Consider the following 12,877-nt stretch of genomic DNA (forward strand, 5'->3'; position numbering starts at 1 on the left):
GCTATTCTTCGTCCGCCGTCTTCAGGTCGAGATGTGGCGCGACCGACTCGTACGTCTCGTCGCTGGAGACGATCGTGTCGCCGTCGGACTCAACGAGATGGAGCGCGTCGAAGGGCGTGAAACCGTGGTCCTCGACGTACGTCGCGGCTGCTACCACTGTGTCCACGTCGCCGCGCACTTCCACCAGCGCGGCGGCGTTCGTGACGACCCGCTCGGTGTTGCGCTCCTCACGATAGGCGACCATGAGGAGTTCGATGAGCGTGAACTGTGACGTCCACAGTTCGTCTCGGTGGTCCCGGTACACCGATTCGGCGGCATCGCCAAGCCAGTCCTCGTCCTTGATGAGGGCGAGCAAAAAGTCAGTCTCGACGTACATTCAGCGTCCAGCCTCATCTACTGCCGCGTCACGCGCCCCTTGACGGAGTTCCTCCGCTGTCTTTTCGACATCTGCGAACTCGTCTCGGAGCGCATCGAGGGGGGTCTCTGCAACCGGAACCAGTTTGATTCCGTCGTGGAGTTCGACGATGTGGTAGCGGTCGCCGTAGCGCTCGCGCAGCTCTTTGGGGAGCGTCAGGCGGCCACGGTCATCGAGCGTCGCCTCGGACATATTCGGGTAAACGATGGGAATACTCAAGAAAGTTCCCCGAAGTAGGGCAGAACCCATCAAAACTGGTTCTCTCTCCATCGCAGCCAGAAGACATATCCCCGTTACTGGCCGCGGGCTAACCGTCATGAGTGACACAGCCAGTCAGAGCTACGCGGTCGGTGCCCTCGCCGGTGCCGCGGCGTTCGTTCTGGCGTACGTCCTCGTCTACGCCCTGAGCATCTCCACCGTTCAGGACGCGCTGCTGACGAACATCGCCGAGTCGTTCGGCGACGACCGGGCGGCCTGGAAAATCGTCGGCTGGGTGTTTTTCAACGCCCAGTTCGTGACAACGACAGTTACGGTCAACATCCCCTTCCTCGGCGGGACGTCGGCGGTCAACTTCATCGCCGAGAACGAGTCGCTGTCGCCGATCCTGTACCTGCTCCCGCCGGCAGTGCTGACGGCCGCAGGGATCGCGACGGCTCGTATCGACGGGACAACTGACCTCAGCCGTGCGGTCCGTGTCGGTCCCGCTGTCGTCCTAGGCTACCTCCCGCTTGCGGCGCTCGGGGCGGTGCTGTTTACTGTCAGCGCCGGCGATTCCGGACAGGGCGCGCCGACGCTGCTGACGGCAGTTGTCCTCGCCGGCATCGTCTACCCGGCCGTCTTCGGGACTGTCGGGGCCGCAATCGCGACCGCGTTCGGGGACTCATAGCGGGCCCCCACTCCTGAGACTTTTGACCGAAAAGGAGGACAGTACGTCCCAGTCGTGTATTCCTCCAGCCTCAGCCGAGACCGTCGCGGCGTCAGCCCCGTCATTGGCGTGGTGCTCATGCTCTCGGTCACCGTCCTCTTAGCCGCGACAGTCGGTGGGTTCGCACTCACTGCGACTACCGACCTGGACCAGCGGACGCCCACCGTCGCCCGCTCGACCGGAAACTTCGTGACTGGCCCGTCGGGGGGATGCGGCGGGAACACAGTAGCGATTCGACACGCCGGCGGCGACCCGGTCCCGGCCGACGAACTGGCAATCGCTGTTGCACTGCCAGACACCGACGCCCGCATCCTCGACCTGCCAGTTTCCGGAACGGCGCTGTCAGCGAGCAACACCGACGACCCCGACAACATCGTCTACGACTACTGTGTCGGCGGTGTCATCGCCAATGGCGGCAAGCGGTGGTCAGCGGGCCGGGCAATCACCTTTCAGTTGAACGCCGGCGGCGGCACTGTCGACCCGGGCGATAGCATCGAAGTGCGCGTCGTTCACGCTCCCACAAACGGCGTCCTCGCTGCGGTCGAACTGACCGCCCGCCGGTAAGCGCCCGTGGTTCCGATACCCTTTTATTCGCGACCCTCCAGCGTGTGAACTAATGGCAGGGGGCGCACGCGACGACCTCGCGGAGAAAATGGCGGGTGAGGTGGCACTGAGCGACGACCCAGGGGCGACCCTGCGGAAGTGGCGCACTGACTTCGACGTTGCACAGACCGAACTCGCCGATGAACTCGACGTCTCTCCGTCCGTGGTCTCGGACTACGAGAGCGGGCGGCGCGACAACCCCGGTATCGGCGTGGTCAGGCGACTCGTCGTTGCGCTGCTCAACATCGACGAGAATCGCGGCGGCGACCACATCCGCCAGCACGCCCGCGTGCTCTCGGCCGGGTTCGACAGCGACGTTGTCCACGACCTCCGCGAGTACTCCGCCAACGTCGGCGTCGAGCGCGTCTACGACGCTATCGACGCCGAAGAACTGTTCCGGGGCAGTCAGGACACCGTCGCGGGCCACACCGTCATCAACTCCATCGCCGCCATCACGCGCCTCTCCTCGGACGAGTTTTACCAGCTATACGGGCAGTCGACGAACCGCGCCCTCGTGTTCACGAACGTGACCCGCGGCGAATCCCCGCTGGTCGCGCTCCGTGTCGTCTCACCGACGCCGAACGCGGTTATCCTCCACGGGCTTGACGACGAGGCGGTCTGGGAGCACGCACAGGACCTCGCCCGCATCGACGACTTCTCCCTTGCGATCACCGATATCGATCTGGAGGACCTGCTCGGCGGGCTGCGGCGTCTTCCCTGAGCGCACCGGTTCCGGCCGTGCTGTTTCGCGCCCGTCGACGTACTCTCTGGAAAACGACTGTTGTCGTGACTGCGATCTCTTTGTTCACCGGACAGCGTGACACAACCGTCTGTCGGACTGCTACTCATTCATTGCACTGCCAAGTACATCTCGAATGAAATCACCTTTTTCAGCAGTGTATCTCTCTCGCCTTTTCGGGTACTTCTCTGCTAGTGCCCTCTTTAGCGACGCGTATTGTTCAGCAACCTCTGGATGTTCTCTGAGGTGCTCCCTGAAGGCGATTTTTTCGTGATAGAAATCACTGTCACATTCAACGAGTGAGAGGTAGTGCGTCCGGTTCGTACGTGGGCCTTTGGCGAAGAATAGCCGACCGCATACGTCTTCATCGGGCCGGTGCTCATACCCGTTCTGTTCAAGAACTGGAACCAAGTCTCTCGCTTCTTCCAGGCTCTCGACAACTGCGAGGATATCAATTATCGGTTTCGCTGGCAAGCCTTCAATTGCGGTACTACCGATGTGTTCGAAATCGAGCAGTCGCTCACCGGCAATGGTTTTCAGGCGCTCAACCTCTTCCTCATAGGAGGTTTTCCACCCCTCTTGATACGGTACGAGTTCGACTGTCCCTCGTTCCAATCCGATCATTGGTTCCTTGGTTACGTTTCAAGCACGCATCTGGTTGACGAGCTGACAGGTGGTTGTTCCGTACTGTTCACTGCCGACACAAATAGTGCTGGGATATTTGCAGCAGCCCATAACATATCCCTCTCAATTCGAGGTTCTCGCTCGCGCTGCTCGCTCCGAACCTCGCTATTCTCGCGGCTGCGCCGCTCGTCTGTACGAGACCCCTCGCTTCGCTCGGGCTCTCGCTATTCTCCACGGCTCCCTGCGGTCGCCGTTCCGACTCGAGAGCCACTCCCTTCGGTCGTGCCTCTCGCTACTCCACGTACCGATATTTCCGCTCACCCATCCGGCCCCAGCCGTCGAAGGCGAACTCGTCTTCGGGCGCGGTGAACTCCTCGACATCGGTCTCGGTCTCGTGATTATGGACGTCGTGGACCTGTTCGTACTCGGCGAAGGAGAGGTCGTAGCGGTTCCGTATCTGCTCGTCGATATTGAGCGCGCCGATTTCCTCCTCCCACCCGGGAACGATGGTCTCAGCGTGGACTTCCGCCTGTGCGCCGGACCCGTAGGAGGCAACTAACAAACGGGCCTCGTCCAGATCCAGTCCGCTCTCGCGGGCGTGTTTCAGGCCGGCGGCGCGGGCGATGTGGACGGAGCCGGTGTACCAGTTGCCGACCTCGCGGGAGATCGCAAGCGTCGGTTCGATGGTGTTAGCGTACCAGTCCTGATAGCGCTCGGTTTCCGTGAGTGCGTCGGTGTACTCCTTGATAGCGGCGTGGAATTCGTCGTCGGTCTCGAAGTCCGCGCGCATGGGCTGGTGACCGATTTCCTCGGCCATCAGGTCGCCCACGTCGGTGCCGCGGATGATGTGTCGGTAGCCGAGTGCCGCGGCCTTCCGGACCATCCCCGGGAACGGCGTGTGGAACGGAATCATCTCGTAGTCGCCCGGGTGGATGTCGCCGGCCACCTCCGCGAAGTCCTCCAGCGCCTCGCGCATACGGGCGAGGTAGACGTTCACCGAGCGCTTCCCGTCGACGGACGGGAACTGCTGGTTGGGCTTGAGGAAGTCAGTCTCGTCGGCGCTGCCGTACCCCTGTTCGGTCGAGAGTTCGACCAGATTCGGATCTTCATCGACGAGCATCGCCACCGCGCCGGCCCCCTGCGTGGCCTCGCCGGGGTCGTCGCGGGCGTACAGTGCGGTGTCAGTTGCGATGACGAGTGCGGCTCGGCCGCGGTTCCGTCCGGCGCGGATCCAGTTGTAGGCGTCGTCAAGGCTCTGTGTCCCCGAGATACAGGCGAACTTCCGCTCGCCCTTGTTGGCGTGGTGGAAGTTCTCGTCGTACACCTGTTCGAGACAGCCCGCGATGTACGTCGAGACAGGCTTCGAGTTGTCGAAGGCGCTCTCGGTCGCCACGTCGATCCGGCCGATGTCCTCGGGCGTCAGCCCCTTGCGCTCCATCAGGCGATGGGCCGCGTTCGCCCCCATCGTGACGATATCCTCGTACACGTCCGGGAACGACGACGCGCGCAGGCCGAGCCCCTTCGTGTACTTCCCCGGGTCGTCTCCTTGAGCCGGCGCGAACGTCTCCGCGAGGTCAAGTTTGAGCTTCCCGGTCCAGATCTCCATGGCGTCGATACCGACTGCAGTCATGAGTCTAGCGTCAGCGTGGATGTATATGGGCTTGTCGACTGGCTTTTCGACGGTTGACTAGTATTGCGCCGATGGGCCGCGAACTCTCTGTGGGACAGTTACTCGCTGGTCGCCGGTTCCGTACTAAAAGAGAAATCGACCATGCATTCGCCTTCGAGAACGTCGTACGGCTCATCCGGTGACGGAACGGCACGCGACCAGTCGGTGTTGTTGACTACGAGCCGATACGTCCCCGGCGAGATGGTGATCCGCTTGTCGCGGATGTTCGTCTCGTGAAACCGCGACACCTCACCGGCGTATCTGGCCCGGTAGCGGCTCTGGAACGCCCGGTACTCTTCCTCGGTGAACAGCATGACATCGACGGCCGGGCCACGCCGAACTATGAGGTCGTAGGTGAGCGTCGTCTGGCCGGTCGCCTCGACCGTGAAATCCTGGTACTCGTCTTCCTCCAGCCGGAACGTCGTATCGACCGACCGGTGGTTCGGCTCGGGTGTCGGCGTCGGTGTCTCGGTTTCGACCTGCAGCCGTGCCGACGTTTCCGTCGAGCTATTCGTCTGCGACGCCTCGGCGCGCTGTGCTGTCGGGGGGTCCGCTGAAGCCGCAGCACTGTCCGCCGCTGGCGTCGAGGCAGCCCCGGCGTGGTCAGTTGTAGCAGCACGCTGTGACGCTGTCGGTTCCGGAACTGGCGTCGTCTCGGACTCCTGTGTCGGTCGATTCCCGAGACAGCCGGCGGAGAGCGCGGCGAGCACCGAGGCCCCGAAGCCGCGCCGCGACAGGTCACCCATACCTCAGCACACGCAGCCACAGTAAAGATGTTTACGGGCAGGTTTTCGTCGCTGGTAATCGGAACGCCGATTCTGTCCAAACATATTTGTGGAGAGAGAGCCGAATCTACGCCGTTCGACCCAGTCCCGAGAGAACTGTATCTCAGCTATCATCTCTCGGAACAGGACAGGAACGTTTCACATGAACAGATCGGTCATCACATTCGGATTGATTGTTCTGGCGGCACTCAGTGTCTCGGGACTCGCAGGAGTAGCAGTCGAAGGGACGCTTGGTGCAGACGCGACCGAGTCAGCGCCGGCGGAATCCACGGAGCCGTCACTGGCAGCGACGCCCAGTGCAGAAAGTGCGTCACCGGTGACGCCGAGTACCGAGGCGACTGCGGCCGGAGTGACGCAGTCCGCAGAACCGACCGCGACCCCGGACGCGGCACAGACCACGCCAGCTGATTCGGGGACGGCTATCGATACGGTCCGCCTCGAAGACCGGCTTGTGGCGGCGATCAACGACCGACGCGGCAACCCGGTTGCCAACGACGCCTTCGACGGCTCCCTCTCGGATGAGACCAAAACCGGACAGACGCTGTCAGCCATGGCCGGCAACCACAGCGAGCGAATGGCCGCGCAGGGGTCGGCCTCACCGATCGCGAACGGGTCAGACACGGCGGACCGGTACGCGGCCGCCGGACTGTCCGAGCAGTGTCGCCTCCGCCACGAAGGAAACGCGTACATCCGCCCGGTAACCGACCTCGAACTGGTCACGAGCGTCGACCCCAACGGCGCGAACGCGACTCGGACGGCCGACGCCGTCGCCGACCATTGGTTCGACCTCTCTGGCCCCCGTGACACGTTGTACGTGGCGAACGCGAACCACATCGGCGTCGGTGCGGCCACCGCTGACGGCGTCGTCTACATTACCGTGAGTCTCTGCTGAGGGGCGGTGAGAACGGCCGTTACGGAACCTCTTTGCGGACAGTGTCGGCATTCCCTTCTGAGTCAACGACGCGGAGTGCGACCACTGTGCCGGAGTCCACTCTTTTCTTTTCTACTGTCTGGCCGGTCGTTTCGAAGATACCGTCTTCGTCGAAATCCCATTCGTAGGTCACGATGTCGCCTTGCGGATCGCTGGACGGGCTGGCGTCGAAGTCCCACTTGCCATTCGATTCCGACCCGTCAGAGGTTATCGTGAAGTCGGCGTTCGGTTGCTCGTTCGTGTTCGCACCTCCGGGAGTGACGGTGAACATCTTCGAATCGGTACCACCACTCGATAGCTCGTAGGTGACGGTTATCGTGACGCTCTCTCCAGTCATATCTATCTCGGAAGAGCCAAACAAGGTATCCTGAATAAACTCGAACAGGTGGAATGTCGCCGTTGACGTATCGGACAGCACTGGGTTTGGACCGTTCAGGCTGCCATCACTGTCGACATCAACAGTCCGTGGGACATCTGTTCCGCCACCGAAGTCGGTATATCCGTTAGTGTCTGCCTGAATATATACTTCGTTCTCTTGTGGTGCTGGGTCACGGTCGTTGCTAAAGGTGTCACTGAGTCGGATTATATCGTCGTTAACCGGGTCGATTGCCACCGTCGTTATTGTGATCTCCTCGCCTAATTCATTGGTGACACTAAACTGGACGCCCCCATCAACGCCCCCATCAGTGTTCCCATTGCTGTTGAGGGCAATAGCGTCCTCGTTGTAGATGAGACCTGTGTTGCCGGACCCGCCCCCAGATCCGGGATTCGCTTCCGTCACTGTCACCGGCACTGAGACGTCTTCAGGAGATTCGCCGTCGAACGAACCATTGATCTCGTCGAGGCTGAACTGGACGGTGGCTGTTCCAGTTGTCGTCGACTGGCTTGTCTCGTAGACGAACCTGACGCGACCGTCGCTGTCGGATGACTCTGTGTCCGTGGTAAGCGACCCCGCGTTACTCCCATCGACTGAGCCGTTCACTTCGACATCGCTTACGGGGTTGTTGTACGCGTCCCGAACCTCCAGCACAATCTCTTCGTCGTCGCCCTTTGCGACAGTAACGTTCTCACTGCCGACAGTGGTGAGGTACGCGTCACTTTCAGAGGCAACACGAGTGCCGACGCCCGCTTTCGCCATCTTCAGGCGATATGTGGCTCCCCGCTCGAAGACGACTGTGACGTTGTAGAGCGAGCCTGGCCCCTCGGCCTCGATGACGTTTGCGATGTACCGGTCGTTGCTTTTGTTACCCGGACTTGGGTCGATTTCGTCTTCGAGAAGCACTCTCCACTCCTCCGCCGGGAGCCGGGAGAGAAACGAGACCGACACGTTCGACGTCTCTGTCGCGTTCGTGACGCGAACCGTTCGGGACGACTGCGATGTCGGCCGCACGTCGACCGTAACCGAATCGCTCGCCGAGCGGCTCATCGACCCGTTGAGTGCGACGAGCGTGATGTCGCGCCCATCGACCATCGCCTGTTCCGAGAGCGTGATGTTCCCCTCGCGGAACTGGTTGTAGACGACCGAGTGCTCGTACACGGTCTCCGGGGCCTCCCCGTAGACGTTGTACTCCGGCTTGTAGGCGATGGCCCCCGTGTTGTAGTGCCGCGGTGCGGTTCCGTCCCAGTAATCTGCCGTCTCGGGGTTAATCGCCTCGGCGTTACGAACCGTGAGGTTCTGCGACTCGTTGGTCGTTCCGTCCGTGTACAGCAGCCCCGACGGCGGCCCGGGATTCGTCGCCACCAGCCGACTCGGGTATCGCGTCCCCAACTGCACTGAGACGGCTTGCTGACTCGGCTGTCCCGGAACGGAGACGATAGCGTTCCGCAGGTCCTGTAAATGCGTCTGTACCTGCTGATTGTGGTTGAACTCCACCTCCCGGTTTTGCTCCGGCACGGCAAACGCCTGGTACGAGGAGAAGGCGATGATAAGCACGCCGAACAGCAGTACAGCCCCGACCTGTACTGACTGCGCGCGCTCATCGCCCGTGAAAGTCATGCCGATGAGTTGCGGAGACGGCGGTAAAAACCTGACTGCCGAATTATCAACTCTCGTCTTCTTCGACGACTTCCGGGTCGCTCATCGCGGTCTGGAGACTGTCGAGTCCGTTGACCCACTCGGAGACGAGTCCGTATTCGAGGTCCTCAGCGACCTCCATCGGGAGCTCCGACCCGCCAATGATCTGCGTGCCGGCCTGCACACAGTAGCCCAGTGCCGCGTCGAGGTCCTCTTCGGCTTCCGCGTCCGCGGCGGCTTCGATGTAGTCCGTGATGGTTGCGTCGTCCGCGGGACCTTCCGCGACGAACTCCTCGGCTGCGTAGAACACGCACAAAAGCGAGGTCTGGACGCCGTCGATCAGCATCACGGTCTCCTCGTCGTCGATGTCGATGTCGTCGAGGACGATCTCCCGGACACCGGTAAGCTCGTCGATGGTCGCCTCTTCGTCGAGCGGTCCGTCTTCGTAATCGGTGAGAATCTTCGCGACCGCGATTGCGGCGTCGTCCTGGAGGTTCAACAGGAGCCGCGCCGAATCCTCGTCTTCAGGGTCGACTTCTTCTTCCTCGATACGGTCTAGCCAGTTCTGCCAGCGTTCTTCGGTGTAATACTCCCCCGGCGGAGTGCTCATATCACTCCGTTCGTCCCGTTGGGGATAGTAGTTTCGACCGGCGGCCGTTCCGCCGCGGCGTGTCTACCGTCCAGAGCGAACAGCAAACACCATTTTTAGCGCCTAAGGCAGCTGTTCTGTGTGATTACCGGATCGGCTGTGCACTCCGAATATGTGTCACGGTCTCTGTCGAGGAACGCACTTTTATGTCATTCGAATATGTTATGAAGTAACATGGCACAGCGGCAGCCGGTCCCGACTTGTGGCCGATCCCTCGACCCGGCTGTAGTCGCCGCGCTGGCCGAACGTGTCGGTCTGGTGCTGATCGCCGTGGCGTTACCGGTCGCCGTCGGCACATTCGCCGGTATGGTTCTGACCTCTGGGTCGCTCTTGGCCGCGAGCGATGCCGCGACTGCCGCGATGAGTGGGCCGCTGACAACAGAGCATGGGCTGTCTTTGCTGTTCTATGTCAGCACGCTCGGGACCGCACTGGGATGCTGGGTTCTCGGACTGGGACTCCTTCTCGACGGCCTCGACCTGTAGGTCAACCGTCGCCGTCCGGACGCATCTCCACGCCGCCTTCCAGCGACTCCTCGTCCGCCGCGTCCACGCGATTCGAGAGGGTCCGCTGGGGGAACGGGATCGTGATGTCCTCGTCGTCGAAGGTGGCTTTCACACCTCGGACGACCGCCGAGATGGCGCGCCACTTCCGTGGTGGCGTCGGATGATCGATCCAGAACCGGAGTTCCATCACCACAGCGGAGTCCCCGAAATCTTTCGGGACGACGTCCGGCGTCGGTGAATCGACGACGTGTTCGATGTCGGCCATCGCCTCGCGAGCGAGGTCCATCGCCCGGTCAACGTCGGTGTCGTAGTCCACACCGATGTCGACCGTGAGACGCAACAGCCCCTTGCGGCTACGGTTCGTCACCGCGCGGTCACTCACGCGGTCGTTCGGAATGATGACGAACTCGCCGTCGAAGTTCTCCAGCCGCGTGTTGAAGATGGTGATATCGGTCACGATCCCTTCTTGGTCGCCGACGAGCACCCAGTCGCCGATAGTGAACGGGCGGGAGAACATCAGGACGAAGCCGGCGATGAGCGACCCGAGCGTCTGTCTGGCGGCCAGACCGACCACGATACCGAGGAAGCCGGCCCCGACGAGCAGGCCGCTGAGATCGATGCCCCAGACGGCGAAGATCGTCGCGCCGATGGTGACGAACACAGTGACCTGCCCCAGTCGGAGGAGGATCTCTTCCTGGTGTTCGGTGAAGCCAGTGACGGCCTGGCTGAACCGGCCGATCCACCGCTGCATCTGGTCGGACAGGACAAAGGCCAGCATGACGAGGACGACCGTCTGTATCGTCGCCAGCACCGACTGGTCGCTCCCGTCGAGGTACGGACCTACTGTCTGGACTACATCGAGGACTCCCCAGACGATGAGAAACGAGACGACGACGAGGACGACCATCGAGAACTGGGCGATCCGGAGAAACACACCCCGGATGGTCGTCGGCGTGTAGTCGGCCATGACTTGCAGCCAGTCGCCAGTTCGGTCTGACGTGACAGACCGAAGCCGGGAGAGGGCTGCTGGAACGACGACGACACTGAAAAGCAAGACGACCAGGAGGATGAGCGTCGCGACGAGTCGCCCCTGCGTCGCGACCAACTGGTCCAGCGACCGCTGTAACACGGTAAAGAGTTCCAAAAGGCCTTCCCCGGTGTCGTTGGCCGCTGGCGTCGGCGTGGCCGTCCCCTGCACAGCCACCTATCGCCGCCGTAGGAACTTGTGTCTTCGTCTTTGAGCGGCCGTCTGTAATGAACCTGACACCGGAGAAAATACGGCTGGTCGCGGCCCCAGTTAGACGCCGCGGCCCTGCAACTGCTCTTCCTCGTCTAGGTCCGCGTTCGCCTGTCCCTTCATGCCCTTGCCGGGGTTCTTCGCGATCTCCTTGAGCTGTTCGGGGTCATCGTAGTTGTTGACCGCCGCGACGATGGACTCGCCCATGGCCTGGGGGTTCTCCGCGCCGAAGATGCCCGAGCCGACGAAGATGCCGTCACAGCCGTGTTGCATCATCAGTGCGGCGTCGGCGGGCGTCGCGATACCGCCAGCCGCGAAGTTGACGACCGGCAGCCGACCGCGGTCCGCCGTCTCGTGGACGAGTCGCCGCGGTGCGCCGTGTTCGCGGGCCCACTCGTCGCGCTCCTCGTGGGCCATCCCCTCAAGCATCCCGATGGAGCGCTGGATGTTGCGCTGGTGAGTCACGGCCTGGTTCACGTCGCCGGTGCCCGCCTCGCCCTTGGTGCGAATCATCGCCGCGCCCTCGTCGATGCGGCGCAGCGCCTCGGCGAGGTTCCGCGCCCCGCAGACGAACGGCGCGGTGAACTCCCGCTTGTCGATGTGGTAGCGGTCGTCGGCCTGTGTCAGCACTTCCGACTCGTCGACCATGTCCGCGCCAGCCGCTTCCAGAATCTGGGCCTCGGCGGTGTGGCCGATACGGGCCTTGCCCATCACCGGAATCGACACTTCCTCGATGATCTCTTCGAGCTTGCCGGGGTCCGCCATCCGGGCGACACCGCCTCGCTTGCGGATGTCGGCCGGCACCGACTCCAGGTGCATCACGGCGACTGCGCCAGCGTCTTCGGCGATTCGGGCTTGCTCGCGGTTGACGACGTCCATGATGACGCCGCCCTTCTGCATCTTCGCGAAGCCGCGCTTGACGAGGTCAGTCCCGCGACGGAGGTCCTCGAGGTCGGTCTCTTCAGTCATTACCCAGACTTAGGACTGGATTTACTTAACGCGTGTCCTTTCGAGGGACAGAACGGCGTTTGACCCACGCGCAGAGGCCCCGATATCGCGCCAGCGACCACAATATTCTCCAGGGGACGGGGCTGAGACCACTACCGTTTTCATCGCGTCTCCCCACTGCATCGACATGGCTACGGACGAGGGTGTCGGCGGGCGCATCGACGCGGCTGTCGCACGGGTGTTCAGCCGTCGGCTCCCAGACGCCGAAGGGCTCCCGCGGTACGTCGCGCCGCTGCCGGCGTGGCTGGAGAACGTCGGGCTTCGACTCGCCTGGCCAATCGCGCTCGTCAATCTGGTCGGGACGCTGTTCGGCTTCTGGTACTACGCCGGCCGCCCGCTGAACACAGCGCCGCCGCTCGTGGAGGGCCAACTCGGCGCGGCTCCGCTGGCCGCCTACCCCCTGATTCCGGACTCGCCCGTCGCGACGATGTTCATCGGGCTCTCGCTTGTGGCCTGGCGGCTCGACTGGGATACGCAATGGCTCCACATGCTCGGCTTCTTCGGCTGTATCAAGCTCGGTCTGTGGACGCCGTACGTCCAACTCGTTCTCAACGGCCCCGGCGGGATTCCGCTGTGGCTCTACTGGTTCCTGATTCTGAGCCACCTGGCGATGGCCGCCGAGGCCTTCCTCATCCACCGCTACGCGAGCTTTTCCGTCGTGTCCGTCGCCGTTGCGGTGTTCTGGTACGGCTTCAACGACATCGTGGACTACTTCGTCCCGGTTCTCGACGGGCCACACCACACCTGGCTGCGGGCCGAGCCGCTGGCCGCAGC

General features: G+C 62.5%; 15 protein-coding genes. 6 read left to right on the forward strand and 9 right to left on the reverse strand.

Going from position 1 to position 12,877, the window contains the following annotated elements:
* Position 1 precedes the first annotated feature (1 nt).
* A complete protein-coding gene (locus GJ630_RS14885) occupies positions 2-376 on the reverse strand; it encodes a PIN domain-containing protein (protein WP_014040979.1) in 375 nt (124 codons plus the stop codon).
* The gene (locus tag GJ630_RS14890; protein WP_014040978.1) at positions 377-607 is read right to left on the reverse strand and encodes an AbrB/MazE/SpoVT family DNA-binding domain-containing protein; all 231 of its coding nucleotides are present in this window, start codon (positions 605-607) and stop codon (positions 377-379) included.
* Between the two features lie 124 nt (positions 608-731).
* On the opposite strand from GJ630_RS14890, the gene GJ630_RS14895 reads away from it, so the two are divergent.
* From GJ630_RS14895 to GJ630_RS14905, 3 genes are read left to right on the forward strand one after another with little or no spacing between them, the layout of a single operon-like run.
* Complete coding sequence (locus GJ630_RS14895; RefSeq protein ID WP_191450206.1) at positions 732-1,301, forward strand: hypothetical protein; 570 nt, start codon at positions 732-734, stop codon at positions 1,299-1,301.
* Positions 1,302-1,355: 54 nt separating this feature from the next.
* A complete protein-coding gene (locus tag GJ630_RS14900; RefSeq protein ID WP_079980807.1) occupies positions 1,356-1,904 on the forward strand; it encodes a type IV pilin in 549 nt (182 codons plus the stop codon).
* Between the two features lie 52 nt (positions 1,905-1,956).
* Positions 1,957-2,664: a helix-turn-helix domain-containing protein gene (locus GJ630_RS14905; protein ID WP_151145566.1), complete on the forward strand. Its 708-nt coding sequence runs from the start codon at positions 1,957-1,959 to the stop codon at positions 2,662-2,664.
* 120 nt (positions 2,665-2,784) lie between these two features.
* Here GJ630_RS14905 and GJ630_RS14910 read toward each other — a convergent pair whose 3' ends face one another.
* The 3 genes from GJ630_RS14910 to GJ630_RS14920 all read right to left on the reverse strand — a co-directional run bounded on the left by GJ630_RS14910 (position 2,785) and on the right by GJ630_RS14920 (position 5,721).
* Entirely contained in the window at positions 2,785-3,306 is a 522-nt protein-coding gene (locus tag GJ630_RS14910; RefSeq protein WP_151103656.1) for a GrpB family protein, read from the reverse strand.
* Between the two features lie 292 nt (positions 3,307-3,598).
* A complete protein-coding gene (gene hmgB, locus GJ630_RS14915) occupies positions 3,599-4,936 on the reverse strand; it encodes a hydroxymethylglutaryl-CoA synthase (protein WP_008312608.1) in 1,338 nt (445 codons plus the stop codon).
* Between the two features lie 98 nt (positions 4,937-5,034).
* The gene (locus GJ630_RS14920) at positions 5,035-5,721 is read right to left on the reverse strand and encodes a hypothetical protein (RefSeq protein WP_014040973.1); all 687 of its coding nucleotides are present in this window, start codon (positions 5,719-5,721) and stop codon (positions 5,035-5,037) included.
* Positions 5,722-5,902: 181 nt separating this feature from the next.
* On the opposite strand from GJ630_RS14920, the gene GJ630_RS14925 reads away from it, so the two are divergent.
* Positions 5,903-6,652 carry a CAP domain-containing protein gene (locus GJ630_RS14925; protein WP_014040972.1) on the forward strand — a complete coding sequence of 250 codons (750 nt, stop codon included), beginning with the start codon at positions 5,903-5,905 and terminating at the stop codon, positions 6,650-6,652.
* A gap of 19 nt (positions 6,653-6,671) precedes the next feature.
* Here the strand turns inward: GJ630_RS14925 and GJ630_RS14930 are convergent, their stop codons facing one another.
* Positions 6,672-8,687 carry a PKD domain-containing protein gene (locus tag GJ630_RS14930; RefSeq protein WP_014040971.1) on the reverse strand — a complete coding sequence of 672 codons (2,016 nt, stop codon included), beginning with the start codon at positions 8,685-8,687 and terminating at the stop codon, positions 6,672-6,674.
* A 46-nt stretch (positions 8,688-8,733) separates the two neighbouring features.
* On the reverse strand, positions 8,734-9,315 hold the full coding sequence (locus tag GJ630_RS14935) for a DUF2150 family protein (protein ID WP_014040970.1): 582 nt from the start codon (positions 9,313-9,315) through the stop codon (positions 8,734-8,736).
* A 213-nt stretch (positions 9,316-9,528) separates the two neighbouring features.
* Here GJ630_RS14935 and GJ630_RS14940 point away from each other — a divergent pair, with 213 nt between their 5' ends.
* Positions 9,529-9,837 (forward strand): hypothetical protein, encoded by a 309-nt coding sequence (locus GJ630_RS14940; protein WP_050007027.1) that lies wholly within the window; start codon positions 9,529-9,531, stop codon positions 9,835-9,837.
* A gap of 1 nt (position 9,838) precedes the next feature.
* On the opposite strand, the gene GJ630_RS14945 is transcribed toward GJ630_RS14940, so the two are convergent.
* A complete protein-coding gene (locus GJ630_RS14945) occupies positions 9,839-11,062 on the reverse strand; it encodes a mechanosensitive ion channel family protein (RefSeq protein WP_008312620.1) in 1,224 nt (407 codons plus the stop codon).
* A gap of 93 nt (positions 11,063-11,155) precedes the next feature.
* Positions 11,156-12,064 (reverse strand): pyridoxal 5'-phosphate synthase lyase subunit PdxS, encoded by a 909-nt coding sequence (gene pdxS, locus GJ630_RS14950; protein WP_050036890.1) that lies wholly within the window; start codon positions 12,062-12,064, stop codon positions 11,156-11,158.
* Positions 12,065-12,230: 166 nt separating this feature from the next.
* On the opposite strand from pdxS, the gene GJ630_RS14955 reads away from it, so the two are divergent.
* On the forward strand, positions 12,231-12,877 hold a 647-nt coding region (locus tag GJ630_RS14955; RefSeq protein WP_191450207.1), incomplete at its 3' end, for a DUF1405 domain-containing protein.

The organism is Haloarcula sp. CBA1122 (assembly GCF_009741785.1).
Lineage (GTDB): Archaea > Halobacteriota > Halobacteria > Halobacteriales > Haloarculaceae > Haloarcula > Haloarcula hispanica.

Excerpts from the sequence above, each read along its gene's own strand:
- GJ630_RS14885 (WP_014040979.1), bottom strand. The coding sequence starts at position 376 with ATGTACGTCGAGACTGACTTTTTGCTCGCCCTCATCAAGGACGAGGAC.
- GJ630_RS14890 (WP_014040978.1), bottom strand. The coding sequence starts at position 607 with ATGTCCGAGGCGACGCTCGATGACCGTGGCCGCCTGACGCTCCCCAAA.
- GJ630_RS14895 (WP_191450206.1), top strand. The coding sequence starts at position 732 with ATGAGTGACACAGCCAGTCAGAGCTACGCGGTCGGTGCCCTCGCCGGT.
- GJ630_RS14905 (WP_151145566.1), top strand. The coding sequence starts at position 1,957 with ATGGCAGGGGGCGCACGCGACGACCTCGCGGAGAAAATGGCGGGTGAG.
- GJ630_RS14910 (WP_151103656.1), bottom strand. The coding sequence starts at position 3,306 with ATGATCGGATTGGAACGAGGGACAGTCGAACTCGTACCGTATCAAGAG.
- hmgB (WP_008312608.1), bottom strand. The coding sequence starts at position 4,936 with ATGACTGCAGTCGGTATCGACGCCATGGAGATCTGGACCGGGAAGCTC.
- GJ630_RS14920 (WP_014040973.1), bottom strand. The coding sequence starts at position 5,721 with ATGGGTGACCTGTCGCGGCGCGGCTTCGGGGCCTCGGTGCTCGCCGCG.
- GJ630_RS14925 (WP_014040972.1), top strand. The coding sequence starts at position 5,903 with ATGAACAGATCGGTCATCACATTCGGATTGATTGTTCTGGCGGCACTC.
- GJ630_RS14930 (WP_014040971.1), bottom strand. The coding sequence starts at position 8,687 with ATGACTTTCACGGGCGATGAGCGCGCGCAGTCAGTACAGGTCGGGGCT.
- GJ630_RS14935 (WP_014040970.1), bottom strand. The coding sequence starts at position 9,315 with ATGAGCACTCCGCCGGGGGAGTATTACACCGAAGAACGCTGGCAGAAC.
- GJ630_RS14940 (WP_050007027.1), top strand. The coding sequence starts at position 9,529 with ATGGCACAGCGGCAGCCGGTCCCGACTTGTGGCCGATCCCTCGACCCG.
- pdxS (WP_050036890.1), bottom strand. The coding sequence starts at position 12,064 with ATGACTGAAGAGACCGACCTCGAGGACCTCCGTCGCGGGACTGACCTC.